At 71.3% G+C, this 24042-nt stretch carries 33 protein-coding genes; all 33 read left to right on the top strand.

Going from position 1 to position 24042, the window contains the following annotated elements; translation table 11 throughout:
• The first annotated feature begins 150 nt into the window (after nucleotides 1-150).
• The 33 genes from ABZ659_RS34385 to ABZ659_RS34225 all read left to right on the top strand — a co-directional run bounded on the left by ABZ659_RS34385 (nucleotide 151) and on the right by ABZ659_RS34225 (nucleotide 23942).
• The gene (locus tag ABZ659_RS34385) at nucleotides 151-858 is read left to right on the top strand and encodes a hypothetical protein (protein ID WP_360228432.1); all 708 of its coding nucleotides are present in this window, start codon (nucleotides 151-153) and stop codon (nucleotides 856-858) included.
• A complete protein-coding gene (locus ABZ659_RS34380) occupies nucleotides 798-1271 on the top strand; it encodes a hypothetical protein (protein WP_360228429.1) in 474 nt (157 codons plus the stop codon). Before ABZ659_RS34385 ends, ABZ659_RS34380 begins: the two co-directional genes overlap by 61 nt.
• On the top strand, nucleotides 1268-1492 hold the full coding sequence (locus ABZ659_RS34375; RefSeq protein ID WP_360228426.1) for a hypothetical protein: 225 nt from the start codon (nucleotides 1268-1270) through the stop codon (nucleotides 1490-1492). The genes ABZ659_RS34380 and ABZ659_RS34375 overlap by 4 nt, the downstream gene beginning before the upstream one ends.
• Nucleotides 1489-1731 carry a hypothetical protein gene (locus tag ABZ659_RS34370; RefSeq protein WP_360228423.1) on the top strand — a complete coding sequence of 81 codons (243 nt, stop codon included), beginning with the start codon at nucleotides 1489-1491 and terminating at the stop codon, nucleotides 1729-1731. The genes ABZ659_RS34375 and ABZ659_RS34370 overlap by 4 nt, the downstream gene beginning before the upstream one ends.
• 129 nt (nucleotides 1732-1860) lie before the next feature.
• Nucleotides 1861-1995 carry a hypothetical protein gene (locus ABZ659_RS34365; RefSeq protein ID WP_360228420.1) on the top strand — a complete coding sequence of 45 codons (135 nt, stop codon included), beginning with the start codon at nucleotides 1861-1863 and terminating at the stop codon, nucleotides 1993-1995.
• Nucleotides 1996-2223: 228 nt separating this feature from the next.
• On the top strand, nucleotides 2224-2961 hold the full coding sequence (locus ABZ659_RS34360; protein WP_360228417.1) for a GIY-YIG nuclease family protein: 738 nt from the start codon (nucleotides 2224-2226) through the stop codon (nucleotides 2959-2961).
• Between the two features lie 96 nt (nucleotides 2962-3057).
• Nucleotides 3058-3663: a helix-turn-helix domain-containing protein gene (locus ABZ659_RS34355; protein WP_360228414.1), complete on the top strand. Its 606-nt coding sequence runs from the start codon at nucleotides 3058-3060 to the stop codon at nucleotides 3661-3663.
• Between the two features lie 95 nt (nucleotides 3664-3758).
• On the top strand, nucleotides 3759-4259 hold the full coding sequence (locus tag ABZ659_RS34350) for a hypothetical protein (protein ID WP_360228411.1): 501 nt from the start codon (nucleotides 3759-3761) through the stop codon (nucleotides 4257-4259).
• A 220-nt stretch (nucleotides 4260-4479) separates the two neighbouring features.
• Nucleotides 4480-4704, top strand: a complete 225-nt coding sequence (locus tag ABZ659_RS34345; protein ID WP_360228408.1) for a hypothetical protein — start codon at nucleotides 4480-4482, stop codon at nucleotides 4702-4704.
• 20 nt (nucleotides 4705-4724) lie between these two features.
• A complete protein-coding gene (locus tag ABZ659_RS34340) occupies nucleotides 4725-5018 on the top strand; it encodes an HNH endonuclease (protein WP_360228405.1) in 294 nt (97 codons plus the stop codon).
• Nucleotides 5019-5029: 11 nt separating this feature from the next.
• Nucleotides 5030-5560, top strand: coding sequence for a hypothetical protein (locus tag ABZ659_RS34335; protein WP_360228402.1), 531 nt, complete (start codon nucleotides 5030-5032; stop codon nucleotides 5558-5560).
• Nucleotides 5561-5563: 3 nt separating this feature from the next.
• Complete coding sequence (locus ABZ659_RS34330; protein ID WP_360228399.1) at nucleotides 5564-5836, top strand: hypothetical protein; 273 nt, start codon at nucleotides 5564-5566, stop codon at nucleotides 5834-5836.
• Between the two features lie 106 nt (nucleotides 5837-5942).
• Nucleotides 5943-6491, top strand: coding sequence for a hypothetical protein (locus tag ABZ659_RS34325; RefSeq protein WP_360228396.1), 549 nt, complete (start codon nucleotides 5943-5945; stop codon nucleotides 6489-6491).
• Nucleotides 6454-7995: a terminase gene (locus ABZ659_RS34320; RefSeq protein ID WP_360228393.1), complete on the top strand. Its 1542-nt coding sequence runs from the start codon at nucleotides 6454-6456 to the stop codon at nucleotides 7993-7995. Before ABZ659_RS34325 ends, ABZ659_RS34320 begins: the two co-directional genes overlap by 38 nt.
• Nucleotides 7996-8203: 208 nt before the next feature.
• Nucleotides 8204-9394, top strand: coding sequence for a phage portal protein (locus tag ABZ659_RS34315; protein ID WP_360228390.1), 1191 nt, complete (start codon nucleotides 8204-8206; stop codon nucleotides 9392-9394).
• Nucleotides 9395-9396: 2 nt separating this feature from the next.
• Complete coding sequence (locus ABZ659_RS34310) at nucleotides 9397-10245, top strand: HK97 family phage prohead protease (RefSeq protein WP_360228387.1); 849 nt, start codon at nucleotides 9397-9399, stop codon at nucleotides 10243-10245.
• 5 nt (nucleotides 10246-10250) lie between these two features.
• Nucleotides 10251-11717 (top strand): phage major capsid protein, encoded by a 1467-nt coding sequence (locus ABZ659_RS34305; protein ID WP_360228384.1) that lies wholly within the window; start codon nucleotides 10251-10253, stop codon nucleotides 11715-11717.
• A gap of 65 nt (nucleotides 11718-11782) precedes the next feature.
• Nucleotides 11783-12055 carry a hypothetical protein gene (locus ABZ659_RS34300; RefSeq protein ID WP_360228381.1) on the top strand — a complete coding sequence of 91 codons (273 nt, stop codon included), beginning with the start codon at nucleotides 11783-11785 and terminating at the stop codon, nucleotides 12053-12055.
• Nucleotides 12045-12650 carry a phage gp6-like head-tail connector protein gene (locus ABZ659_RS34295; RefSeq protein ID WP_360228378.1) on the top strand — a complete coding sequence of 202 codons (606 nt, stop codon included), beginning with the start codon at nucleotides 12045-12047 and terminating at the stop codon, nucleotides 12648-12650. Before ABZ659_RS34300 ends, ABZ659_RS34295 begins: the two co-directional genes overlap by 11 nt.
• Nucleotides 12651-12663: 13 nt before the next feature.
• Entirely contained in the window at nucleotides 12664-13113 is a 450-nt protein-coding gene (locus ABZ659_RS34290) for a hypothetical protein (RefSeq protein ID WP_360228375.1), read from the top strand.
• Nucleotides 13113-13304, top strand: coding sequence for a hypothetical protein (locus ABZ659_RS34285; RefSeq protein ID WP_360228372.1), 192 nt, complete (start codon nucleotides 13113-13115; stop codon nucleotides 13302-13304). Before ABZ659_RS34290 ends, ABZ659_RS34285 begins: the two co-directional genes overlap by 1 nt.
• A gap of 3 nt (nucleotides 13305-13307) precedes the next feature.
• Nucleotides 13308-13592 carry a hypothetical protein gene (locus ABZ659_RS34280; RefSeq protein WP_360228369.1) on the top strand — a complete coding sequence of 95 codons (285 nt, stop codon included), beginning with the start codon at nucleotides 13308-13310 and terminating at the stop codon, nucleotides 13590-13592.
• Nucleotides 13585-14322 carry a hypothetical protein gene (locus ABZ659_RS34275; RefSeq protein ID WP_360228366.1) on the top strand — a complete coding sequence of 246 codons (738 nt, stop codon included), beginning with the start codon at nucleotides 13585-13587 and terminating at the stop codon, nucleotides 14320-14322. Before ABZ659_RS34280 ends, ABZ659_RS34275 begins: the two co-directional genes overlap by 8 nt.
• Nucleotides 14323-14400: 78 nt before the next feature.
• On the top strand, nucleotides 14401-14802 hold the full coding sequence (locus tag ABZ659_RS34270) for a hypothetical protein (RefSeq protein ID WP_360228435.1): 402 nt from the start codon (nucleotides 14401-14403) through the stop codon (nucleotides 14800-14802).
• Between the two features lie 14 nt (nucleotides 14803-14816).
• Nucleotides 14817-15320, top strand: coding sequence for a hypothetical protein (locus ABZ659_RS34265; RefSeq protein WP_360228363.1), 504 nt, complete (start codon nucleotides 14817-14819; stop codon nucleotides 15318-15320).
• Between the two features lie 16 nt (nucleotides 15321-15336).
• Nucleotides 15337-15726, top strand: coding sequence for a hypothetical protein (locus ABZ659_RS34260; RefSeq protein ID WP_360228360.1), 390 nt, complete (start codon nucleotides 15337-15339; stop codon nucleotides 15724-15726).
• Between the two features lie 167 nt (nucleotides 15727-15893).
• The gene (locus ABZ659_RS34255) at nucleotides 15894-18173 is read left to right on the top strand and encodes a phage tail tape measure protein (RefSeq protein WP_360228357.1); all 2280 of its coding nucleotides are present in this window, start codon (nucleotides 15894-15896) and stop codon (nucleotides 18171-18173) included.
• Between the two features lie 7 nt (nucleotides 18174-18180).
• Nucleotides 18181-21003, top strand: coding sequence for a hypothetical protein (locus ABZ659_RS34250; RefSeq protein ID WP_360228354.1), 2823 nt, complete (start codon nucleotides 18181-18183; stop codon nucleotides 21001-21003).
• 8 nt (nucleotides 21004-21011) lie between these two features.
• A complete protein-coding gene (locus ABZ659_RS34245; RefSeq protein WP_360228351.1) occupies nucleotides 21012-21428 on the top strand; it encodes a hypothetical protein in 417 nt (138 codons plus the stop codon).
• 76 nt (nucleotides 21429-21504) lie between these two features.
• Nucleotides 21505-22617 carry a peptidoglycan-binding protein gene (locus ABZ659_RS34240; RefSeq protein ID WP_360228348.1) on the top strand — a complete coding sequence of 371 codons (1113 nt, stop codon included), beginning with the start codon at nucleotides 21505-21507 and terminating at the stop codon, nucleotides 22615-22617.
• A gap of 21 nt (nucleotides 22618-22638) precedes the next feature.
• Complete coding sequence (locus tag ABZ659_RS34235; protein ID WP_360228345.1) at nucleotides 22639-22992, top strand: hypothetical protein; 354 nt, start codon at nucleotides 22639-22641, stop codon at nucleotides 22990-22992.
• A 9-nt stretch (nucleotides 22993-23001) separates the two neighbouring features.
• Nucleotides 23002-23268, top strand: coding sequence for a hypothetical protein (locus ABZ659_RS34230; protein WP_360228342.1), 267 nt, complete (start codon nucleotides 23002-23004; stop codon nucleotides 23266-23268).
• A complete protein-coding gene (locus ABZ659_RS34225; RefSeq protein WP_360228339.1) occupies nucleotides 23265-23942 on the top strand; it encodes a collagen-like protein in 678 nt (225 codons plus the stop codon). The genes ABZ659_RS34230 and ABZ659_RS34225 overlap by 4 nt, the downstream gene beginning before the upstream one ends.
• The last annotated feature ends 100 nt before the right edge of the window (nucleotides 23943-24042 follow it).

Here is a 24042-nt window from a genome sequence, read left to right as displayed (position 1 = left end):
CGACGAGGCCCGCGAGATGGCCCAGCACTGGACCAGCGCGGCGATCTCCGCCCACATCGACGCCCGGCTGCGCACCGCCCTGGCCGAGTGGGACCTCCTCACCCCCACCGACATCGAGCACCTGTTCGAACGCCTGCGGCAGGTCCAGCCGTGAGCAGCTGCACCGTCTGCCCGCGCGCCGCTGGGGAGGGCCTTCACGCCTGCCCCCACCACGCCGCTGAGCTGCGCGCCTGGCTGGCCGAGCTGCCGGTGCAGGCCGAGCTGCTCGCCGAGTTCGTCGCATCGTCCGCCAGCCCCGCCCAGGGACGCCGCGGCGGCGGACGCGCGCACTCCCCGGCCCCCGTCGACTGGCGCGTCCTGGCCCTCCTCGGCCCCGGCCACGCCGACGCCCAGAGCCCCGACGACGACGGCGCCCCGATCCGACCCCTCCTCGGCGCCTGGGCCGGAACCATCGCCTACACCTACCCCGCCGTCTACCGCGACCCCCACGGCACCGCCCACACTGCCCCGTGCGAGGCCGCCCACCCCCGCCACGGCGCCACCATCACCGGCTGGTGCGCCTGGCTCACCGCATACCTCCCCTACGCCCTCACCCACCCCTGGGTAGGCGACCTGCACCACCAAGTCGCCACCCTCATCCACCGCGCCCGCGCCATCACCGGCCACCACCCCGACCGCCACCCGTACACCGCCGCGCCCTGCCCCCAGTGCCGGGCATTCGGCCTCGTGACCGTCGACGGCCACGGCATCCTCTGTGAAGCCTGCGGATACACCGCCGCCACCCAGGGAGTTGACCCATGTCCCAGCCCCAGCCCTTGCCTCACGACCCCTACATCACCGCCGTCACCGACGCCCTGACCGCCGCTGGCCTCGACCCCACCGAGCACTGGACCGACAGCGGCGAACTGGACCGCTACCGCGACGACGACCTCGCCGGACTCGCCACCATGCTCACCGCGGTACTCGTCTGGGAGGACGACCACCCCGCCCTGACCACCGAGGCGCACCGCCACGGCATCGCCCTCCTCTGGGAGCACCCGGTCGACGGCTGGCTCTGGGCCCCCCACAAGCGCAACGGCCACCTCGACCACGCCCCCAAGTTCCTGCCCGGCCTCGACCGCTACGCCGACCCCGCCGCCGTCGTCGACAGCGTCCGCGCCCTCCTCACCGGCCACCCCGTACCCACCCAGCAGGCCCCCGCCTGGCACCAGGCCGACACCACCCAGGCCGCCGTGGACGCCTGGACCGCAGCAGAGGAGGCCCGCTCATGAGCCGAACCCCCCGCCGCCGCACCCCCCAGGACCCCGGGCGCGGCCCCGCCCCCGTCGACGTCCGCCTCATGGGCGACGACACCGCCGTACGCCACCTGGTCGCCGCGCTCCAGCAAACCGCGGACTGCGGACCGGCCACCTACCGGCCCATGCGCGACAGCGACGGCACCCGCGCCTACCTCAGCATCGTCGTCCCGCCCGACGCCGCCAGGGAGGGGTGACCGCCGTGTGGTCCACCATCATCGCCGTCCTCGGCACCCTCGCCGGTGCCGCCCTCGCCAGCCTCACCCAGCACTGGACAGACCACCGCGCCCGCGCCGAGCAGCACCGCCAGGACGTCGCCGCCGCCGTCCGGCAGCTGCTCGCCGCGGTGCTGGCCTACCGCGAGCTGTACTGGCTGATGATCGCCGCAGTGCGCGCCGGTGAGCCGGAGACGAGCGAGACCCGCGCTGCCCGCTAACGCGCCCGGTCCGAGGTCACCCTCGCCCGGGACCACCTGGCCCTCATCACCGACGACCCCGGCCTGACCGCCGCCGCTGAGACCGCTGCCTGGTCGGCGATCGAGCTGAGCGACATCGACACCGGCCCCGTGAGCGACGGCCGGTTCGCTGCGGCGGTGGAGGCCGAGCTGGAGGCCGCACGGGACCGCACCAGGGACACGCACACCGCCCTGCGCGCTGCGGGTACCGCGTACGTGCACGGCCGTACGGCCACCGGCGACTGACAGCCGACCCGCTGTCACACGCCTGTGCCACACTGGCCCGTGGCACTCGACTGGTCCCGGTCGACGCTTCATGTGGTGATCACGGCCCGCCTCGCACACCCGTACGAGGCGGGCCGAACGCGTTCCCGGACCCACTGTCAGACCCTCACGGAATCATGGAAATCGAACGCCCTGGCGACGGCTGTCCTCCGCCCCAGGGCATGACCGATCCGTGAAGGGAAGACCGGCATGGCGGAACCTACCGTGCGCTGCGCCTGCGGCAGAACCATGACCCCCGACGCACCCCGAGGCCGCGGCCACTACCGCTGCGGATGCGGCCACCGCGTCCACGTCACCATCCCCGCACCCCGCACCACCGGATGCGTCGCATCCCACCGCGGCGGCCCCTGCCGCCTCCCCCCGGTCATCACCGAGCCACTGCCCCTGTGCGACGACCACTTCACCTCCACCGGCCTGCGCCGCTACGCCAGCTGGTGGACGCGACCGGAGGGCGAACTCGCCACCCTCATCGCCATCGAACGCACCCGCCTCCAACTGGAGGCCATGGACGATCCGCGCCTCCTCGACCACTGGACACGCGAAATCGCCGAGCGGGACAGACGACTCCAGCAGCTCCGCACCCCTGCAGCCCGCCAGCAAGCCCGCCAGCAAGCCGACCAGGAAGCCCACGGCATCGTCTACTTCGTCCGCTCCGGCACCGCCGTCAAGATCGGCAAAACCCTCCACCTCGCCCAGCGGATGCGCGACATCAACGCTCCCGAGACCGAACTCCTCGCCACCGAGCCCGGATACACCCGCCGCGAACGCGAACTCCACCGCACCTTCGCCCGCTACCGCCTCAACGGCGAGTGGTTCCGCCTCACCGCCCCGCTCATCGCCTACATCAACGACCTACGCGACGCAGCACACCGACCGGGCGCCTCACCTGCACAAACCAACATCGACAACCCCGCACACACGCTGTAACGTCAAAACAGCAGCTACCCCCTGCCCAAAAACCACCCCAGGCCCCGCGCACACCACCCCGCGCGGGGCCTGACCCATACCCGCCCGGAGGTGACCATGCCTCCCACCGAGCCGAAGTTCCCCAACCCGCCCCTCGACGACATCCGGCCCGGCACCCTCCTCACCGTCGCCCAAGCAGCCGCCCACTTCGGCGTCCAGCCCGGCACCATCCGCCAATGGGCCCACCGAGGCAAGATCACCCACGTCCCACTTCCCGGCAACGGCCCCCGCCTCTACCACCTCCGCCCCCTCGCCCAAGCCGAACGCGACGCCTGGGAAAACGGCGCCAACCGAACCAAACGCGGAGGCCGCCACCCCGACTTCAAACCCTGCGCGTGGTCGGGCAGCGGGCCCACCACGCCGACACGGCCCCGAGGAACCCGCATGAGCGACGCAGAGCAGGACTACCCCGCATGGCGCGCCGACCAGCACCAGCGCGCACAGACCCACGCGTACGCCTGGGCGGACCGAGCGACCAACGAGTACGGCCAGGCCGTGCGGCACGAGGACGACGCCCGCGAGCGCCAGCAGTACGACAGCGGATGGCAGCGCGACCGCGCGGCCGAGTCCCGCACCCTGGCCCAGATCCACGGAGTGCGGTCCACCGAGGCCCTCAAGCTCGCCACCATGTGGGCCGACGTCGCCCGCGCCCTCGCCCCCTGAGTCCACACGCTGTCACGATCCCGTCACACCCACACACCACCGCCCGCGCCCCGCGCATGATGGCCCCTCCATCACCACACGCCTCTGGGGGGACCATGCGCACCCGCACCGCCACCGCCGCCGCTCTCGCCTTACTCGCCCTCACGCTCACCGCGTGCAGCAGCGACAGCGACGACCAAGCCGACACGCAGTCCAGCGTCACCAGCACACCGGCCTCCGACACCTCGCCCGACGACGGCGCCGCCGACAGCTACGACAGCGCGCAGGCCATCGCCGACGCCCTCGCCGACGCCGGACTCAAGGTCTCCGAGCCGCAGGAGAACACCGAAGAGAGCTACATCACCAAGGTCGGCGGCACCGCCTACACCTTCACCGTCACCGACGGCAGCCAGGCCCCCGGCGAGGCGTACATCAACATGTTCCCCAACCCCGAGTCCCTGGCCGGGTGGGTCGCCCTGTCCAAGCAGTTCGGAGGCGTCGCGGTCACCGGCGGCACCTGGGCAGTCAGCCTGGACACCGACGGCGAGGCCCGCGACAACAGCGTGCGCCTCGCCCCGAAGGTCGCCGACGCGCTGGACGGCACTGTCCAGCAGTGACCCCACATACGGCCGCCGCCCGATGGGCCCCGTAGTGCTGGAACGCCGTACCCGAAGGGACGGCGGTAAGACCAGCAGTCGGGTGGCTGGCTGAATCGTGCGGGGCTGCGCTGCTCTTCCGCGGCGCCTGGCAGGAAGCCCTACGCGGCGTAAGCCCTGTCGCGCGGCGGTACGACTCCCGCGGCCCCGCACTCCTGCCACACGAAGGTGGTGACTGATCTTGAGCGACACAGTATGGATCATGGCCCAGAACAAGGCATTCGGAGACGACGGGTGGGTCACGGACTGGGAACTCGGCGGCATCTTCACCAGCGAAGAACAGGCCGTCGCCGCGTGCACAGAGCCGACCGACACGGTCTGGCCGGTCACCCTCAACGAAGTGCTGCCGCGTGAGACGACGGAGCCACCCCACCTCAGATTCCCCCTCGCTGATCAGCCGGAGTAACACCCACGCTGGAGGGCACAGTGGCCACCGACCGGTCAGAGCTGACGTCCTACGAGTACCGGCAGACACGCGCCCGCGTCCTAGCCGAGTCGGACATCTGCATCGTCTGCGGCCACACCGCCGCCGACGCCGTCGACCACATCCAGCCCGTCAGCAAGGGCGGCGCACGCAAGGACCCCGACAACCTCGCCCCCATCCACGGCACCGCCGGATGCCCCGTCTGCCTCCGCAAGTGCAACAGCGAGAAGGGTGACAAGCCACTGAACGAGGTCGTACAGCTCCACACCAGCGTCGACTGGTTCGCCGGACCGTAGAGGAGACCACCGTGCCCGAAACCCCCCGCCTGGTGAACGTCGACGGCGTCCTCACCGAGGGCGACGCCGACAAGGCGCGCGAGGCCATCCGCCAGATGGACGCCGACCCGCACGGCCTCAAGGCCGGGATGATCGTGAAGCCCTACACGGATCACGGCCAGCAGAAGTGGGTGTTCCGATGCTGGGGGACCGACGACGGATGCGACGGCTGGCTGTCCCTCGACCACACCAGCCAGTCTTCTGCCGAGAGCGCCCGGGACCGGCACCTCGCCGAAGCCCACGCGAAGCTGGACGCGGCCAAACTGATCGACACGCCTGGGCCCTGGGCCCTGGACCACGAGGTGCACGCCTTCGCCCAGACCGAGGTCCGGCGAGGCCCACTCACCGATGAGGGCGAGCGGTGGATGGAGCGGCGTCAGACCGGCAAGGTCATGGTCGTGTGCTCGTGCGGCTACAGCAGCGGGCTGATTGACCGCACCGAGCTGGAGTCCACCGTCGCAGGGCTGGCCGACGAGCACTCACCCACCAGGCCGGGAGACTGACCCATGGTCGACCTCGGACCGCTGGCCGGGAGCGACGCGGGCACCATGCCCGCCAGCCTGACCGACGCGCTCACGGACTGGGACCTGGTCGCCTGCACCCCCGTCTGCGCCCGGCCGTGGCGCCGCCGCCGCTGGCAGGCCCCTCGCGTGTGGACCTGCCCCGGATGCCGCACGCGATGGACCGCCGAGGGCCGCACATGGGTCGAGGTCCTCAGCACCTCGCAGGTCAGGCGACTGGAGATCGCCCTCGGGCTGACGACCGACCTCGATTCTTAGAAATCGGACATATCGCAACCCCGCGCCCACCTTTCATTTTTCTCTCCCCGGGCCATCACACCTGCCGCCATGATCGCGGCCGGACTCCCGGCGTACAGAGGAGGCGATGATGGCGGCTCGGGCCATCCAGATTGGCGAGGCTGGCGGATCGCTCGCCGCGGCAGTCGCCGCGCACCGCCAGCGCCGCAGCTGGGACCAGGCGTACCTGGCCGAGCGCGTCACCCAGGCCGGTCGGCCCATGAGCGCGTCCGTCCTCGGCAAGATCGAGGCAGGCGCCCGCCGCGTCGACGTGGACGACCTGGTCGCGCTCGGTGCGGCCCTCGAGGTCGCTCCCGCCGCGCTGCTGCCCGGCGGCACCGACGACGCGCCCGGGGCTGACCCGTTCGAGGACGCCACTGAGCCAGGCCGCATCCGCGCCCAGGTCCTGGAGGACATCGCCGCGCTCGGCGACCTGGAGGCCCTGGACGCCACCGCGCCGACGCTCGCCGCCATCGCCGTACGGCTGGCCCAGGAGCTGGACGCCCCCGCCTCACTCGGCAACTCCTTGCAAGGGCTGTCCAAGGAGCTGCGCCAGGTCCTGGCGGACCTGCGCAGCTGCGCGCCGGAGGAGCCGGACGATGACGACGACCTCGACGACCTGGCGACCCCCGACTGAGTTCGTCGACCAATGCCGCGAGCTGTACGGGCTAACGTGCCCGCCGATGTGGGGCACCCCGCGGCGGCCGGAGCTGCCCACGCTCGGCGGCAAGGTCGCCAAGGTGATGGAGCGGCTCGGCTACACGCCGATGCCGTGGCAGCGCTACGTGTGGGACGTCGCGCTGGAGATCGATCCGGCCACCGGGATCTTCTGGCACCGCACCGTCGGACTGTCGGTCCCACGCCAGCAGGGCAAGACGCAGGGGCTGCTCGCGGTGAAGGTTCACCGGGCGCAGGCGTACAAGCGGCAGCGGATCATCTACGCCGCGCAGAACCGCAGCATGGCGCGGGAGCGGTGGGAGGACGAGTTCTGGGCGACGATCGAGGCGTCCCGCCTCGCGCGCCGGTTCGTCATCCGCAAGGCCAACGGCCATGAGGCGATCATCGCCCGGTCGACCCGGTCGAGGATCGGTATCACCTCGAACACGGAGACCGCGGGGCACGGGCCGCCACTCGACCTCGGCGTCATGGACGAGCTGTTCGCGCACATCGACGATCGTCTCGAACAGGCATTCTCTCCGGCGATGCTGACCCGGCCCATGGCTCAACTGTGGTGGGCGTCTGCGGGCGGCACCGAGAAGTCAGTGCCGCTGAACAAGAAGCGCGAGCAGGGCCGCGCGCTCATCGAGGAGCTGTGGCGCACCGGGGTGCACACGCGCACCGCGTACTTCGAGTGGTTCGCTCCGGAGGACATGGACCGGTCGGACCCGGCGACGTGGCGGGCGACGCTGCCCGCGCTCGGGTTCACCGTCACGGAGGACGTCATCCAGGCCGAGTTGGAGAAGCTGGACCCGGGCGAGTTCGACCGGGCCTATCTGAACCGCACCCGCAAGTCCACGCCGCCGTCCGACCCGAACGTGCCCAAGGCGAAGTGGCCGGGGCTGGTCGACGCGGAGAGCAAGCCGCGGGCGTCCAGCGTCGCCCTGGCCATCGACGTGTCGCAGGACCGTAAGCGTGCGGCGATCGCCGTAGCGTCGCTCAGGCCCGACGGGCGGGTGCACCTGGAGGTCGTGGCGCACCGGCCGGGGACGGACTGGGTGGCGCCTGCCGTGGCGAAGCTGCGCAAGCTGTGGAAGCCGGTGGCGGTCGCGGTCGCGTCGGCGGGCGCCCCGGCCGGGTCGCTGATCGATGACCTGGTGGCCGCGGGCATCGAGGCCCCGAAGGACAAGGACAAGCCGCAGCGCGGGGACCTGGCCGTGATGCGGACGGGGGACATCACCGAGGCGTGCGGGCAGATGGCCGACGCGATGAACCAGGGCACGGTCGTGCACCTGGACCAGGTGCCGCTGACGGCTGCGGTCAACGGGGCGCGGACCCGGAGGAACGGGGACGCCTGGACGCTGGACCGCACCGCCTCGCTGGTGGACATCAGCCCGTTGTGCGCGGTGACGTTCGCCCGGTGGGCGCTGCTCGTTCGGGGGCCGCAGGTCGAGGAGTACGACCCGATGGCGAACATCTTCTGAGGAGCGTGGGCATGGCGAAGCGCGGACGGGCGCGGGCGCGGGGGCGGGCTGTGGCTGGCTGCGCCGCAGAGGCCGCAGGGTTCTGCCTGCGCGCGGGGCCTGGGGTGGTGGGGCCGGTCCTGGTGGCGTATGGGCTGTGGCTGGCCTGGGCGCCGCTGGGGTTCGTGGCGTTGGGCGCGTTCCTGCTGCTGGCGGATCGGAGGATGCCGTGAGTGTGTGGTGGCGCAGCCGGTCCCCGGCCTCGGGGCAGCGTCCCCAGCGGGCCGGTGAGCTGTCGCTGGACCAGGTCCTCGCGCTGTTCAAGACGAGCCGGTCGTATGCGGATGTGGACCTGTCCAAGGCCGAGTCCTCGTTGCAGGCCGTCGCCGTGTGGTCGGCGTGCGACCTGATCGCCTCGGTGGTCTCGGAGCTGCCGGTGGGCGTGTTCCGCGGGGAGGGGGAGGACGCGCGGAAGCTGTCGACGCCGTGGTGGCTGGAGGACCCGGACGGCTCCGGGCACGGGCTGGCGGACTGGCGGTACCAGGCCGTGATGTCGTGGCTGCTGCGCGGCAACCTCTTCGGTGACGAGTTGCAGCGCGCCACGGCTGGCTTCGTGCAGCAGGTGCGGCTGTTCCATCCGGATGAGATCTCGGGCTGGATGGAGGGGGGCGAGGTGCGGTGGGCGGTCAACGGCCAGCAGGTCACCGACAACCGGGCGTTCCTGCACCGGCGCGTCAACCCGCTGCCCGGGGTGGTGCTGGGATTGTCGCCGGTCCGGCTGCACGCCACGACGATCGGGCTGCAGCTCACCGGCGCCAGGTTCGGCCTTCAGTGGTTCCAGGACGGCGCGCACCCGTCGGCGATCCTGAAGAACACCGAGGTGCCCCTGGACGACGGGCAGGTCCGCACGGCGAAGGACAGGTTCCTGGCTGCGCTGCGGGGCAGCCGCGAGCCGGTGGTGTTCGGCAAGGGCTGGGAGTACGAGACGATCCAGGTGGCCCCGGAGGAGTCGCAGTTCCTGCAGACCCAGGGCTACTCGGCCGCGGAGTGCGCGCGGATCTTCGGCCCCGGTATCGCCGAGATCCTCGGCTATGAGACCGGCGGCAGCATGACCTACGCGAACATCCAGGACCGAGAGCTGACGCTGCTGAAGTTCTCGATGGGCAAGTGGATCCGGCGTGTGGAGCGGCTGCTGTCGGAGTTCCTGCCGCGCCCCCAGTACGTGAAGCTCAACCGCGATGCGCTGCTGGAGACGAACACCGTGCAGCGGTACGCGGCGCACGCTTCGGCCCTGCAGAACAACTGGAAGCGGATCAACGAGGTGCGGCGGGTGGAGGAGCTGCCGCCCGTTCCGTGGGGCGATGTGCCCTTCACCCCGGGGGCCGAGCCGCCCGCCGATGACCCTCACGCAGAGGAGTGACCATGGCCGCGATCCGCGGACTGAAGCTGATCCGTGGCGCCGCGATGGCGCCGACCCTGACCAAGACGCGGGCCGACGTCGACGTGGTCGACGCGGGCGACACCGCGGCGGCCGACGACACCGGCGACGTGATGACGGTGGAGTTCTCCCGGTTCGACACCTGGTACGAGATCGACTCCTGGTGGGAGGGCCGGTTCCTGGAGAAGACCGCCCGCGGCGCGTTCAAGCGGACGATCAAGGCGCAGGGCCCGGCCGGGGTGAAGGTGCTCTTCAACCACGGCCGTGACATGCAGATCGACCAGAAGAGCCTCGGCGTCGCCAGCGTCCTGGAGGAGAGGGAGACCTCCCCCTACATGGAGGTGCCGCTGCTGGACACCTCCTACAACCGGGACCTGATCCCCGGGCTGCGCGCCGGGGCCTACGGCTCCAGCTTCATGTTCGAGGTCGTGAGGGAGGACTGGAACCACGACCCCGGCGTGAGCGACCACAACCCCGACGGGCTGCCCGAGCGGACCATCAAGGAGGTCCGCCTGTTCGAGGCGGGCCCGGTGACCTGGCCCGCCAACCCGGACGCCACCGCTGGTCTTCGGTCCGCGACGCGGTCCGGTGTGGACTGGCTGATGGACACGCTGCGCGAGCGCGACCAGGACCAGGTCGAGGAACTCCAGCGCAGCTTCGCTGCTTTCCGGGCGATGCACGGACTCAGCACCCCCTCCGAGGAGGGGCCCGCTGCCCGGCACCAGCCCACCCCGCTGACCCCGGCACCCGACCCCGCGTCGGCCCGCCACGTCGACGGACTCTCCGCGGCGGCACGCCGTCGCCGCATGACCCTACTCGGCGTGAAGAGGTAGAGACGATGGTGAAGAAGAAGGACGACGACCGGGACGAGCCGGTGTTCGAGCGGGCCAAGGACCTGACCGCGGCCACGGAGCGCGTCGGGCAGATCCACCAGGAGATGGAGGTCATCGACAGCGAGGCCGGAGGCGACGACCTCGACGAGACCGCGCAGCGCAGCTGGGACGACCTGGAGGCGGAGCTGAAGTTCCGCGAGGGTGAGGTCCGCGCGTTCGAGCGGGCCGAGCGGCTGCGGGCCTCCCGCGACCGCTGGTCCTCCACCCAGTTCTCCCCGCAGAACGACCCGTTCGCGGACGACCCGCGGTCCCTGTCCGGCCGGGCGGTCTACGACCGGTCCATGGCCGTGGTCGACTCCTCGCTCGGTGGACGCCACCTGCGCGACGACCAGAAGACGCAGGTGCAGCACGTGCTGCGGACCCAGACCGGCGACACCAACGGCGAGCTGGTCGGCCGTCTGCTGCTGGCGACGGAGAACCCGCACTACCGCTCCGCGTTCCAGAAGATCGCCGCCAGCCAGACGCCGATCTTCACGCCGGAGGAGTCCCGGGCGATTGAGCAGGTGCAGCTCATCAAGCGCGCCATGAGCATCGGGGTGGACGCCTCGGGCGGGTTCGCGGTGCCGGTGCTGATCGACCCGACGATCATCCTCACGTCGCAGGGATCCGAGAACGACATCCTGCGACTGGCCCGCGTGGAGACCATCACCAACGACACCTGGCGCGGCCTGTCGTCCGCCGGTGTGTCCTGGTCGTTCAAGGCGGAAGCGGCCCCCGCCACGGACGACTCGCCGACCTTCGCTCAGCCCGAGGTGTCCACGCACCGCGCGGACGGCTTCATCCCGTTCTCCATCGAGATCGGCATGGACTGGCCCGGCTTCGCCGAGCAGATGTCCGGCCTCCTCGCCGAGGGCTACGACGAGCTGCTGGCGGAGAAGCTCACCACCGGCTCCACCGCCGACGAGCCGGACGGCCTGGTCGCCGCGCTCGCCGCGCTCGCCACGCCCGCGCCGATCGAGACCGCGGCGTCGGGCGCCATCGCGGCGGCCGACATCTACGGCCTGTGGAACGCGCTGCCGCAGAAGTACCGGCGGCGGATGTCCGCGGCGTGGCTGTCCTCCACGGACGTCCAGAACACGATCCGGCAGCTGGGCACGACCGACCCGAACTTCACCGTGGACATCACCCAGGAGGCGATCCCGCGGCTGTTCGGCAAGGAGTACCCCATGAACGACTTCATGGCGGACCTCCCGGCCGGTGCGGGCAGCGAGCCCCTCCTCGTCGTCGGTGACTTCAAGGGCTACCTGGTCGCACAGCGCGCGGGCATGACCGTGGAGTTCATCCCGCAGCTGTTCGACACCGCCAACAACCGGCCCACCGGCCAGCGCGGATGGTTCGCGTGGGCGCGGGTCGGTGCCGGGGTGGTCAACCCCCAGGCGTTCCGCCTGCTAAGGAACAACGACGGCGTGTGAGCGCCGGTCCTGGGGCTGCCGCTACGGCAGACGGCGGCAGCCCCAGGCCGCAGAGAGGAGACCTGGTGAAGTACGTCAAGCGGTCCCTGGCCGTGCGCTGGTCCGGCGGCACGATGGCGCTGCGCGAGGGACAGTCCATCGCCGACGACCACCCGCTGGTCGCCGCGCGGCCGGAGCTGTTCACCGACAGCGAGCCGGAGCCGGACATCAAGATGCCCGCCGTGCCGGGGCGGCACGGCGCCCCACGGGTCGAGCGGGCCACGCGTGCGCCGGGCGAGGTCCGCAAGACCGCCCCCCGTAAGCGGCCTGCACCGAAGTCCGATCCCGATGGCGGGTGAGTACGTCACCGGCGCAGAGCTGAAGGAACAGCTCGGCATCGAGGCGGACGACACCACCCGGGACGCGCGAGCAGACCGGGCGGTGCGTGCCGCCTCCCGCGCCATCGACCGGGCCACCGGGCGGCTCGGGCGCGGCTTCTGGCTGGACGACGCACCTACCGCACGCACCTACCAGATGGACGGGCGCACCGTCCGCTCACGTACCGGCGACCTGCTCCTGGTCGACGAGATCGGCGACACCACCGGGATGCTGGTCGAGACCGGCTCCGGCACGTCATGGTCGCCCATCACCGGCTATGAGACACAGCCGGACAACGCACTCGCCGACGGGCGCCCCGTCACCGGACTGCTGCGCCCAGGCGGCACGTGGGGGCTGGCCAGCAGCCGCGTGCGGGTCACCGCCCGGTTCGGCTGGCCGTCCGTCCCGGACGACATCGCCGAGGCCGCGATGATCCAGGCCAGCCGTCTGTTCAAGCGGGCCGACTCACCCGAGGGCGTCATGGGCTCGTCGGAGTGGGGCGTGGTGCGGCTGTCGCGCCGGGACCCGGACGTGTGGGCGCTGATCGAGCCGTACATCCTGCACGCCTTCGGATAGGAGGAGAGAGCCCGTGCAGATCTCCGCTGTCCGCGACGCGATCGCGGACGCCGCCCGCGCGGTCGTCCTGCCCGCCGGGATCGGCAAGCTGGTGTGCACCGGCTACGTCCCCGACGCGGTGGTGGCCCCGTGCTTCTTTGTCGGCGAGGTCGAGGTCAACTTCGACAAAGCGATGGCCCGCCGTCTGGATGAGCTGATGTTCACGTGCCGGGTGCTGGCCGGGCGGGCGGATGACCGGTCCTCGCAGCGCATCATCGACGCGCTGCTGTCCGGGTCCGGCCCGGCCTCGCTGAAGGCCGCGATCGAGGCGGCCCGCGGCGCGCCCGGCGAGTACGCCCTCGGCGGCCTGGCCCACGACCTGCACGTGCAGCGCGTGCAGGGATACAGGTGGTTCGAGCACGCCGGGTCCACCTATGTCGGCGCCGAGCTGGTCATCAAGGTCATCGGAGACGGGAGCACCTGATGAGGATCCGCATCGTGGTCGCCGGGGCGCCGGGCGCTGTCCTCGGTGGCCGCCCGTGGCCGGACGTGGGCGACGTCGTCGACGACCTGCCGACCGCCCTGGCCGCGCACCTGGTCGCCTCCGGCGTGGCCGAGGAAGTCACCGCCGCGCCGCGCGGGCGGCGCAAGAGCAGGAAGGAGAGCGAGGGCTGAGCCATGGCACAAGACGCCAACCACTACCCAGCTCCCGTGCCCGACTACCGGCCATGGCTGGACCTCTCCGAAACGGGACTCCTGTGGCTGATCAACAGGGCCGTGTTCCACCCCCGCGGCTTCGCCCTGGCGCTGTACCAAGAGGGAGACCAGGCACTCGGCTGGAAGCTGCTGGTCGCCGACAGGGACGAGCCGTTCACCTTCCCGGAGCCCGTCGACACCGAAGGGTTCAGACGAGCCGAGGCCACACTGCGCGCCGTGCTCGACAAGGAGGTGCGAGGTGGCTAAGTCGATCCTGCTCAACGTGCGGACGTTCACGGGCGGCCTGGACCTGACCAGTCACTCCAACAAGATCGAGCTGTCGAGCGAGGTGGAGGTCAAGCCCACCACCAACTACGGCTCGGAAGCGTGGAGTGAGGTGGTGGGCGGGCTGGCCTCGTCGGAGATCTCCGGCGAGGGCCAGTGGGAGGCGGGCGACCCGAGCCTGGTCGATGACGCGTCCTGGGCACAGCTCGGCGGGATCGGCCCCTGGTCGATCAGCGCCAACAACGGCGCGGCCGTGGGGGACCTGGCCTACCTCACCCGGGCGATGAGCGCCAGCTACAAGCTGTTCGCGCAGGTCGGCGAGGTCGCCCCCTGGACGTCGGCCGCCAAGAGCGCGTGGCCGCTGGTGCGGGGGCAGTTCGCCCACCCGCCCGGCACCCCGCGCACCGCTACCGGCACCGGCACCGGCCTCGAACTCGGGGACGTCGCTGCCGGCCGGCGGATGTACGCAGCGCTGCACGTGCTGTCCGTGGCGGGCACCACCCCGTCCCTGACCGCGCGGGTGGAGTCCAGCGCGGACAACACGTTCGCCGCCCCGACCACCCGCCTCACGTTCGAGGCGGCCACCGAGGCGGGCGGGCAGATCCTGCGGACCGACGGCACCGCCATCACCGACACCTGGTGGCGTCTGGCCTGGGACATCACCGGCACCACGCCCAGCTTTCTGTTCGCCGCTGCCCTCGGCATCGGCTGACCCCACCCTGCACCAGCCCGGCCCGCTCAACGGGTGCGGGCTGGTCGTCATGCCCGAAAGGAGGCGGCCGTGCCCAAGATGGTGCTGCTCGCCGAGTACCTGTCGATCAACGGCAGCGACCTGTCCGAGTTCACCAAGAAGGCCGAGGTGGCCATCGAGGTGGAGGAGAAGGACGTCACCACCTACACGTCGCTGGGCTGGAAGGAAGTCCAGGGCGGACTGAAGTCGGGGACGGTGGCGTGCGAGTTCCTCCAGGACTTCGCCGCGACCAAGCTGGACGAGATCATGTGGGCGCTGCTCGGCACGGTCGTCCCGTTCGTGGTCCGCGCCGACCAGGCCGCCGTCAGCACCTCGAACCCGAACTACTCCGGCAGCCTGCTGGTCAAGGGCTGGTCCCCGATCACCGGGGCGATCGGCGACGAGGCCACCGTCAGCCAGGACTTCCCCACCTCCGGGGCCGTGACCCGGGCCACCGCGTAAGAGGGGGCGGGCCGGTGGCTGACACGTCCGGGCTCAGCCTGGAGCTGACCCCGCAGAACCTGCGGAACGTCGACCGTGCGCTGCGCGCCGAGGAGGACGGCAAGCAGCTGCGCAAGGACCTCACCAAGAACATGCGCGAGGCGCTCAAGCCCGGGGCCGCCCAGGCCAAGAGCGCCATCATGTCGATGACGTCCGTCACCCCGCACGACGGCCCGGCGCTGAAGACCGCGATCGCCCGGAAGATCCGCCCCGAGGTCCGCATCAGCGGGAAGTTCCCCGGCGCCAAGGTCAAGGCGTTCAAGACGAAGAACCTGCGCGGCTTCCCCAACGCCCCCAAGCGCACCAACCGCGCCTCCGGCTGGCGGCACCCGGTCTACGGCAACCGCGCGGTGTGGGTGCAGCAGCACGGCAAGGTCAAGTGGTTCGACCGCGCGTTCGAGGGCCAGGACGCCCACTACCGGCGGCAGGTCCAGTTCGCCCTGGCCGAGATGGTCAACCGCATCGCATCCCGATCCTGAACACCGAGAGGCCCCCGTGAAGATCACATACGCCCCTGAAGGCCAGGAGCCGCAGGTCTTCGACTACAACCCGAACAAGCTGATGAGCGCGGAGCGGGAGGCCCTGGAGAAGCGCACCGGCAGGAGCTTCAACGAGTTCGCCATGGGCGTGCTCAAGGGCAACGCGCTGTGCCGCCGGGCGCTGCTGCACGTCCTGCTCAAGCGGCAGCACCCGACCCTCAGCTTCGACGACGTTGACTTCTGCTGGGACGAGCTGACCGTGGAGATGACCAAGGGCGAGATCATCCTCGCGGTCGAGCGGCTGCGGGAGAAGGGCGGGGACGAGGTCCTCGCCGAGAACATGCTCAGGGGCTACGACGACGCCCCGGAGGACGAGGGAAAAGCCCGGCTGCCGTTCGCCGTCTGAAGCACCTCGGCAACGCGGCCCACCTGCTCGGCATCGGCCCCCGCGACTGGGACCACATGACGGTCGAACAGGAAGATCACTACCTCAACTGGCTGGACACCTACCTCTCGGAGATCGAGAAGGCCAGGTCACGCCGCTGACGTCCGTACAGGAAGGGGGCGCCCGTCGTGTCGGATACCAGTCTCGTCTTCGCTCTGTCCGCCGACGACAACACCGGCCCGGGGATGCGCTCGGCGCGCGAGACGGTCAACCGCGAGACGGAGGGGATGGCGGACGACGTCGCCGCCAACGGCTCCAAGATGGGCACGGCCCTGGCGGCGGCCGGGGCCGCTGCCGGGGCGCTGGCCGGGGCCGCGATCATGTCGACGCTGTCGCAGGCGATGGACGTGTCCGAGGCGTCCACCCGCCTGGAGGCGCAGCTCGTCAACACCACCGCCGACGTCGGCGCGGCCACGGACGCCATGACGAACGTGTTCACCGACGGGTGGGGGGAGTCGGCCACCGAGGTCGGCGACGCCGTCCGGTCGGTGACGGCGAACATGGACGAGTTCACCGGCCAGCAGGACGAGCTGGAGGACATGACCAAGAAGACCATGGCCCTGTCCAAGGCGTTCGATCAGGACCTCGCCAAGGCGACCGCGGCGGCCGGGCAGATGGTCAAGACCGGCATGGCCGACAGCTTCGACGAGGCCATGGACCTGCTCGCTGTCGGCCTGAGCGGCAACGCCAACAAGGCCGACGACCTGCTGGACACCTTCAACGAATACCCCACCCTGTTCCGGCGGGTGGGCCTGGACGGCGCGACCGCCATGGGCCTGATCAGCCAGGGCATCGAGGCCGGTGCCAAGGACGCCGACGCCATCGCCGACGCGATCGGCATCTTCGGTGAGATGGCGCTCGCCGGGGGGAAGGCCGTCGACGAGGCGTTCGAGTCGATCGGCCTGAACGGCGAGAAGATCGGCCAGCAGATGCGGGCCGGTGGCGACCAGGCCACCCAGGCGCTCCAGGACACCATGGACGCCCTGCGCGCCACCGACGACGAAACCGTCCGTCTGACCGCCTCCCAAGCCCTGTTCGGGGACCTCGCCAACACGCAGGCTGACGCCCTGTGGGCGCTCGATCCCGCCTCGGCCGCCGCAGCCGGGGGGTTCGACGACGTCGCGGGCGCCGCGGACAAGGTCGTCGAGAAGCTTGAGGACTCGCCCGCGATGCGGATGGAGGCGTTCAAGCGGGGCGTCCAGCAGAACGTCATCGACTTCCTCGGCGGCACCGTCCTCCCCGCCGTCACCGGCTTCACCGGCCGGGTGCGGGAGGAGTTCGCCAGCGTCTGGGAGGAGGCCGGGCAGGGCGGCACCGAGGGCATCGACCGGGTCGCGGACTTCTTCCTGATCCTCGGCCAGCGCATCGGCGAGAAGATCGTCATGGAGGTGGCCCCGCGGGCGATCGAGGGCCTGGTCAGCGCCGGGCAGCGGATCGCCGAGTGGGTCATGGCCAACCCCACGTCCGTCCTGAAGGGCGTCCTGATCGCCGGGGCGATCAGCACGGTGGTGCTGATGCTGCCCGCGCTGGTCGCCGCGGCGGTCGTCGCCAGCGCCGGGCTGGTCATCTGGGGGTTCGTCGACAGCCTGATCACGGCCACGGAGGAGAACGCCCCGCGCTGGTGGGCGAGCTTCACCGGCTGGGTGTCTGAGAAGGCGGGCGAGGCCGGGACGACGTTCAACGTGCTCGGCGACGCCATCAGCTTCTGGTTCGCCGGGTTGTGGTCCCGCTACATCGCGGGGCCCGTCAGCCGCCAGTGGACATCCTTCACCGACAGCGTCGGCGCCCTTCCCGGCCAGACCTGGGATGCCCTGTCCGCGCTGGGACCTGTCATGCGGACCCGCGCGTGGAACGCCTTCCAGTCCATGAAGGACGCCGCGATCAACCGAGCCGTGTCCCTGGTGTCCTGGACAAGCGGACTGCCCGAGGACCTCGCGGGCGCCCTCGGCAGCCAGGGCTACCGGCTGTACAACGCGGGCCTGGACTTCGTGTACGGCATCTGGGACGGCATCTCCGCTGGCGGGGGCTGGCTGTGGTCCCAGATCCAGAACTTCGCCTCCAGCTACATCGTGGACCCGGTCATCGACCTGCTCGACATCCGCTCGCCGTCCAAGCTGGCCGCCGACGAGATCGGCCACTGGATCCCGGCCGGTATCGCCATGGGCGTCGAGGACAACGCCGACGTCGTCGACCAGGCCATGCGGAACGTGGTCGACCCGGCCGCCTACCGGCCCGCCACCACCGCGCTGATGCCCGGCGTCGCCCCCCTCGCTGGCACCGCTGCCAGCCCCCAGCCCGGACGCATGGTCGTCGAGTTCCGCGGCGGGAGCAGGGCGTTCCGCGAGTTCTTCCAGGAATGCGTCCGCCTCGACGCGGGCGGAGACGTCGTCCGCTACGCAGAAGGATGAGGAGACCGTGCCGCGACTGCCACCGCCCATGTGGGCCGAGCTGTACTACAACGGGGCCTGGAACGACATCACCGACGACCTGCGGGTGGCGACGGCGCCGGTGACCATCACCCGCGGCCTGACCTCCGAGTCCACCTCCCAGGCCGCGCCCACCGCGTGCACCTGCGACCTCGACAGCCGCAACTACCGCTACTCCCGCCGCAACCCCACCTCGCCGCTGTACGGGCTGATCGGCCGCAACACACCCTTCCGGGTCGGCTACACCGTCGGATCGCCGTGGGCGGAGTTCGCCGACGGCGATCCGCTCACCTACGAGTCCCTGTTCGTCAACGATGATCCGGCCCTCGACGTCACCGGAGACCTCGACCTGCGTGTCGACATCGCCCTGGAGGACTGGGGCAGGTCGCAGATCCTCGCCCTGCGCGCCGTGCCCAGCACCAACTACAGCTGGGTGCTGATGATCGAGGAAGGTGTCCTGGCTTTCCAGTGGTACCCGGACGGCACGTGGGCCACCCGCACTTTCCGTACCGCGACCGAGGCCGTCAAGGGCTACCACGGGCAGCGCCTGGCCGTGCGCGTCACCCTCGACGTCGACGACGGCGCGGGCGGACACGAGGTGCGGTTCTACCTCGGCCGCACGGTGGACGACGCCGACGACGAGTGGCACCTGCTCGGCGAGCCCGTCACCACCAGCTCTGGGACCACCAGCCTGTTCGCGCCCAGCGCCTACATGGAGATCGGCGCGGGCTTCAGCGCCCACAACATCGCGACGAATGGCGGATACATCCCCGTCATGCGCGGCCGGGCCTACGCGCTACAACTGCGCGACGGCATCGGCGGCACGGTGAAGGTCGACATGTCCACCACGGCCGCCGAGGCGGGCGGGACCACGTTCGTGGACGCCACCGGCCTGACCTGGTCCCGGGGCGGCACCGCGGCGCTGACCAACAAACACACCCGCATGGCTGGCGAAGTGCCCGCGTGGCCCCCGACGCGGGACCTGTCCGGCAACGACAACTACGTCAGCATCAACCCGTCCGGCGTCACCCGCCGCATGGACGCGGGCCGCAAACCCCAAGACAGCGCGCTGCTGCGCTACCTCAAAGCTCAAGGCCCGATCGAGTGCTGGCCGCTGACGGACGGCGCCGAGACCTCCGGCGGCAGGTCGCTGAACGGCTCCCCGGACATGGTCCTCGACCTCGACGCCGGCACCGCCGCCCCCAAGTGGGGGCAGGGATCCCTCGCTGACTGGATTGAGCCGGTCGTGCTGCTGCCGTCCGGCTCTGACGGCCGCCTCAAGGGCTCCACCACCAGAGCGGCCAGCGCCGCCAGCGGCTGGTCCGTCGATTTTCTCTACGCTGGCCGCCAGGACCTGGACGTCACGATCGCCGACCACGGCGAGCTGACCGACGCCGACCCCCGAGTGGGCTTCACGCTCGGCCTGGACGTGTCCGCCGACGAGATCACCCTCACCACCGCGTCCGTCGGCGACACCTCCTCCTCCGTGTCCCTACAGAACACCATCACCGGTGCCGGTGTCTTCGACGGCCGCATCCACCACATCCGCCTCACCACGCAGCTGTCGGGGATCAACTCCGTGTACGAGATCTTCGTGGACGGTGTCTCCCGCAGCGTGGGCACCGCCACCGGCAAGGCCTCCGAGGCCGTGAGCTTCATCCGGCCCACCTGGTTCTACAGCGCGGTCACCGAGGACATCCCCTCCATCGGCTACATCACCTACTGGGGGGCCACCGCCCCCACGGCGGCCGACGTGTATGCGGCGGCGATCGGCTTCCAGGGAGAGCGGGCCGGGGCCCGCATCGAGCGCCTCGCCGCCGACGCGGGCTACAGCGTCAGCGTGGCGGGGGAGAGCAGCTACCAGCAGCCGATGGGCGTACAGGGACGCAAGCGGCTACGGGAGCTGCTCGCCGAGGCGGCCCAGACCGACTTCGGGTTCCTGCTGGACGCACGGGACCGCGCCGAGATCATCCACCGTGGGCAGTCCACGCTGTGGAACCAGGCCCCCGCGCTGGTTCTGGACTTCTCGGCCGGGCTGATCTCGCCTCCGTTCCGGCCCGTCGACGACGACAAGCTCACCGAGAACGACGTCTCCGTCAAGCGGGAGTACGGATCCAGGGCGGCCCGGGAGACGCTCGACTCCGGAGAGATGTCCGTCCTCGACGTCCCCGACGGCGTCGGCCGCTACGACACCGAGTACACCTACAGCCTGTACACCGACGCTCAGGCCCGCCAGGTCGCCTCGATGCGGGTACACCTGGGCACCTACGCCGGGGTGCGGTACGCGCGGATCACCCTCAACCTCGCCAACGACCGCGTGCACGCCATGCTCGACGACATCCTGCGCACGGACGTCGGCGACCTGATCCGCCTGACGGGCCTGCCCCCCGACCACGGCCCCGACGACGTCGATGTCCTCGTCACCGGCTACACCGAGGACGCCGGACCGAACGGCTGGACGATCACGTTCAACTGCGTGCCTGGCGAGCCGTGGACCGCGCTCACCATCGGCGTGGAGGGCCGGGACCGTATCGACACCGCAGGATGCGAACTGGCCGCGGACCTCGACGAGACCGCCACGGCCGTCGACGTCCTCACGACCGCGCTGTACCGGTGGGTGGACTCCGCGACCTACCCCACCGACTTCCCGTTCGAGGTGCGCACGGGGGGCGAGGTGATGCGGGTGACCGCCTGCACCGGCACCACCCTGGCGCAGACGTTCACCGTCGTCCGCGGCATCAACGGCGTCACCAAGTCCCACTCCAGTGGCCAGCCGATCCGCCTGGCCCGGCCCGTCTACATCCCGCTGTAGGAGGCATCATGACCGTGTTCCTGGCCGGTATGCGGGCCACCGCCGACCGCATGAACGACCACACCCTGGAGGACTCGACCAGCTCCGGCGTCATCGCCGCGAGCGGCTGGACCATCGTGAGCTTCTCCGGCCGCAAGGTGAACGGCGTCACGACCGTCAACCTGGCCATCCAGAGAAGCGGGGCCTCGATCCCTGAGACGTCCGCCGGGAGCGGCAACATCGCTGACACCGACTGCGCCACCCTCCCCGCAGGGTGGCGGCCCCCGGAGTTCGTCAACGCATGGTGGGGCACGTCCTCCAACGACGGTAGGGCCGCGATCGACACGGGTGGGGTGATCAGCGTGCGGACCACGTCCGGGTCTGCGGGCATCGCCAGCGGCGACACGATCCGCGTCGACGGCGTATGGATCAGCGCCAACGACTGAGGCCCCCGGCCCACCCCATCTACCGCCCCGGCGCCGCCTGGCCCCGGGGCCTCTCTATGCCCCGCTAGGAGGCCCGATGCAGCTCATCACACGCTCCGCGTGGGGTGCCCGACCACCCCGCTACGACCTCGCCTACATCGCCCGCACGGACGGCGTGAAGGTGCACTACGAGGGCACGTACGTGCCCAAGAGCCTGGGGGCCGCGAGCGCGCACAGCACGTGCGCCGGGCGGGTGCGGGACATCCAGGCCGCCCACCTCGCCAACCGCGCCGAGAACTACTCGGACATCGCCTACAGCGCCCTCGTCTGCCCCCACGGGGCCGTCTACGAGGGGCGCGGCCTGCACCGCAAGGTCGGCGCCAACGGCAACAGCGCCCTCAACGCGTCGCATTACGCGGTGTGCGCGATGCTCGGCGCGTCCGGCCTGGTCGCGCCGACCGACGCGATGCTGGACGGCCTGGTCGACGCGATCGGCTGGCTGCGCACCGGCGGCGCCGCGGGCCTTGAAGTCCGCGGGCACCGCGACGGCTACGCGACCGCCTGCCCGGGCGAGCCGCTGTACGCGTGGGTGCGGGCGGGTGCGGAGCGGCCGGACGGGGAGCGGCCGCAGGGCGGCACCGGTACGCCGGTGCCGAGTGCTGGGGGTGTGGCCCGCTACCAGGTCACCATCAACAAGCTGGCGTACGGGTACGGGGCGGAGGGCCCGCACGTCACCGCGGTGGGCCAGGCTCTGGTCGACGGCGGGTTCGGCAAGCACTACAAGGTCGGGCCCGGGCCCAAGTGGACGGACGCCGACACCCGCAACTACAGCGACTTCCAGCTGGCCATGGGCTACAAGGGGACGGCGCCGCACCAGGACGCGGACGGCGTCCCGGGCCCGGTGAGTCTTCAGCAGCTGCTCGGCAAGCTCCCCGGCAAGACGCCCGCGCAGACGCGGACGGCGCCACCGTTCCCGGGCCGCAGCGCGTTCGTCCTCGGCCGCAGCAACCCCGCCGTCACCGTGCTCGACGGGGGGCTGATCGGGCGCGGGTTCACGCGGCATCACGACGGCGACGGCTACCAGGCCGGGCCGCGGTTCACCGAGCACACCCGGAAGAACGTGGCCGACTTCCAGCGCGCCACGCCGCAGCTGGCCGGTGACGCGGACGGCTACCCGGGCCCGCTGACCTGGAGCCTCCTCCTCTCCTGACCTGAAAGGGCCCGATCGATCATGAGCAACTTGTTCACGTCCTACATGCGGACGCTGGTCCCGTACGGCGTCGCCCTGGTCCTCACCGCCACCGGGTGGCTGGGGATCCCCGTCGACAGCACCGCGGCGGCCGGTGCCGTCTCCCTCGGCCTCGGCGCCGCCTACTACGCCGCGTTCCGCGGCCTTGAGCACCTGGCCGACCGGATGGCGTGGCAGCCGGTACGGCTGGCGGCCGGGATGCTGCTCGGCTGGGCCCGGCCGCCGGAGTACGAGAAGCCGGTCACCGTCCCGGTCCGGCTGAAGCTGGACCGGGCCGCGATGCAGCAGGACATGGACGAGTTCGTACGGCGCCTGGGCGACAAGCTGGGGCGGTAGGAGGGCCCGTTGGACGCCACCACCCTCGGCAGCCTCCTCGTAGGCGTGGGCGCGCTCGTCGGCGCGCTGGTGGCGTACGTCGGGAAGCGGGCCGAGAACGCCCTCACCGGCTACAGCAGCCTCACCAACGATCTGCAGGAGGAGCGCGACGCGCTCAAGGCCGAGCGCGCCGACCTCACGGCGAGGCTGGCTGAGCAGGCTGCGCTGCGGGCTGCGGACCAGGCCGAGATCGCCCGACTCCGCGCACAGATCATCCACCTCGGAGGACACCCGTGATCCGGACAGAGCGTGTGCTGGCTCGCCGCTGGCGGCCGGTGGCGATGCTGTGCTGGCTGGTCGCTCTGTCCGGCGCGGTCGTCATCGTCTGGGGCCGCATCGACGCCGAGCAGTCCCGCGCGGACCAGCTGGCGGCCGAGGCCGACCGGCGTGGGGAGGCTGTGTCGACGCTGGTGACGGATGTGCGGTCGTTGCGGGCGCAGGTGGAGGGGGAGGGGGGGACGCCGGTGGCTCCGGATCCGTCTGAGGCGATCGAGGATCTGCCCGCGCGGGTGGAGGTGCCGGTGCCGGTCCCGGGTCCGAAGGGTGACCGGGGCGAGCCGGGCAGGCCCGGCCGGGAGGGCGAGCCTGGGGCGACTGGCCCGCCGGGGGAGGTTGGTACGCCGGGCGAGGACGGCCAGGACGGCCAGGACGGTGCGCAGGGTCCGGCCGGTCCTGCGGGGCCTGCCGGTCCGGCCGGGCCGCAGGGGGAGGCAGGCCCGCAGGGCGAGCCGGGACCCCGCGGGGAGCAGGGCCCGCCCGGCCCGGCGTGCCCCGACGGGTACAGCCTCCAGTCGCCGAGTTGGGACCCCGACGCTTTGGTGTGTCGTCGTGATGGTGCGCCGGACCCGCCGGGCAACGGCAATGCCCCGCTGGCGCTGGCGCTGGACCCGCAGCGCCGTCAGTACCCATGAACACAGCCCCCACCGCCGCGGCGGTGGGGGCCTTTCGCCGTGCCCAGGGCATTGACGGCCGCCGTACCCTGGCCTCACCGGCACCGGCGCCCAAGGGGGT

The sequence above is a fragment of the Streptomyces sp. NPDC006997 genome, assembly GCF_040635175.1.
In the GTDB taxonomy this organism is placed as follows: domain Bacteria; phylum Actinomycetota; class Actinomycetes; order Streptomycetales; family Streptomycetaceae; genus Streptomyces.
The sequence above is the reverse complement of the archived record's forward strand: the minus strand, read 5'-3'. Positions and strand labels throughout refer to the sequence as shown.

Coding starts and splice junctions, on each gene's coding strand:
- ABZ659_RS34375 (WP_360228426.1), top strand. CDS start 1,268: ATGAGCCGAACCCCCCGCCGCCGCACCCCCCAGGACCCCGGGCGCGGC.
- ABZ659_RS34235 (WP_360228345.1), top strand. CDS start 22,639: ATGAGCAACTTGTTCACGTCCTACATGCGGACGCTGGTCCCGTACGGC.
- ABZ659_RS34240 (WP_360228348.1), top strand. CDS start 21,505: ATGCAGCTCATCACACGCTCCGCGTGGGGTGCCCGACCACCCCGCTAC.
- ABZ659_RS34310 (WP_360228387.1), top strand. CDS start 9,397: ATGGCCGCGATCCGCGGACTGAAGCTGATCCGTGGCGCCGCGATGGCG.
- ABZ659_RS34280 (WP_360228369.1), top strand. CDS start 13,308: ATGGCACAAGACGCCAACCACTACCCAGCTCCCGTGCCCGACTACCGG.
- ABZ659_RS34355 (WP_360228414.1), top strand. CDS start 3,058: ATGCCTCCCACCGAGCCGAAGTTCCCCAACCCGCCCCTCGACGACATC.
- ABZ659_RS34295 (WP_360228378.1), top strand. CDS start 12,045: ATGGCGGGTGAGTACGTCACCGGCGCAGAGCTGAAGGAACAGCTCGGC.
- ABZ659_RS34270 (WP_360228435.1), top strand. CDS start 14,401: ATGGTGCTGCTCGCCGAGTACCTGTCGATCAACGGCAGCGACCTGTCC.
- ABZ659_RS34245 (WP_360228351.1), top strand. CDS start 21,012: ATGACCGTGTTCCTGGCCGGTATGCGGGCCACCGCCGACCGCATGAAC.
- ABZ659_RS34360 (WP_360228417.1), top strand. CDS start 2,224: ATGGCGGAACCTACCGTGCGCTGCGCCTGCGGCAGAACCATGACCCCC.
- ABZ659_RS34325 (WP_360228396.1), top strand. CDS start 5,943: ATGATGGCGGCTCGGGCCATCCAGATTGGCGAGGCTGGCGGATCGCTC.
- ABZ659_RS34285 (WP_360228372.1), top strand. CDS start 13,113: ATGAGGATCCGCATCGTGGTCGCCGGGGCGCCGGGCGCTGTCCTCGGT.
- ABZ659_RS34330 (WP_360228399.1), top strand. CDS start 5,564: ATGGTCGACCTCGGACCGCTGGCCGGGAGCGACGCGGGCACCATGCCC.
- ABZ659_RS34320 (WP_360228393.1), top strand. CDS start 6,454: ATGACGACGACCTCGACGACCTGGCGACCCCCGACTGAGTTCGTCGAC.
- ABZ659_RS34350 (WP_360228411.1), top strand. CDS start 3,759: ATGCGCACCCGCACCGCCACCGCCGCCGCTCTCGCCTTACTCGCCCTC.
- ABZ659_RS34305 (WP_360228384.1), top strand. CDS start 10,251: ATGGTGAAGAAGAAGGACGACGACCGGGACGAGCCGGTGTTCGAGCGG.
- ABZ659_RS34380 (WP_360228429.1), top strand. CDS start 798: ATGTCCCAGCCCCAGCCCTTGCCTCACGACCCCTACATCACCGCCGTC.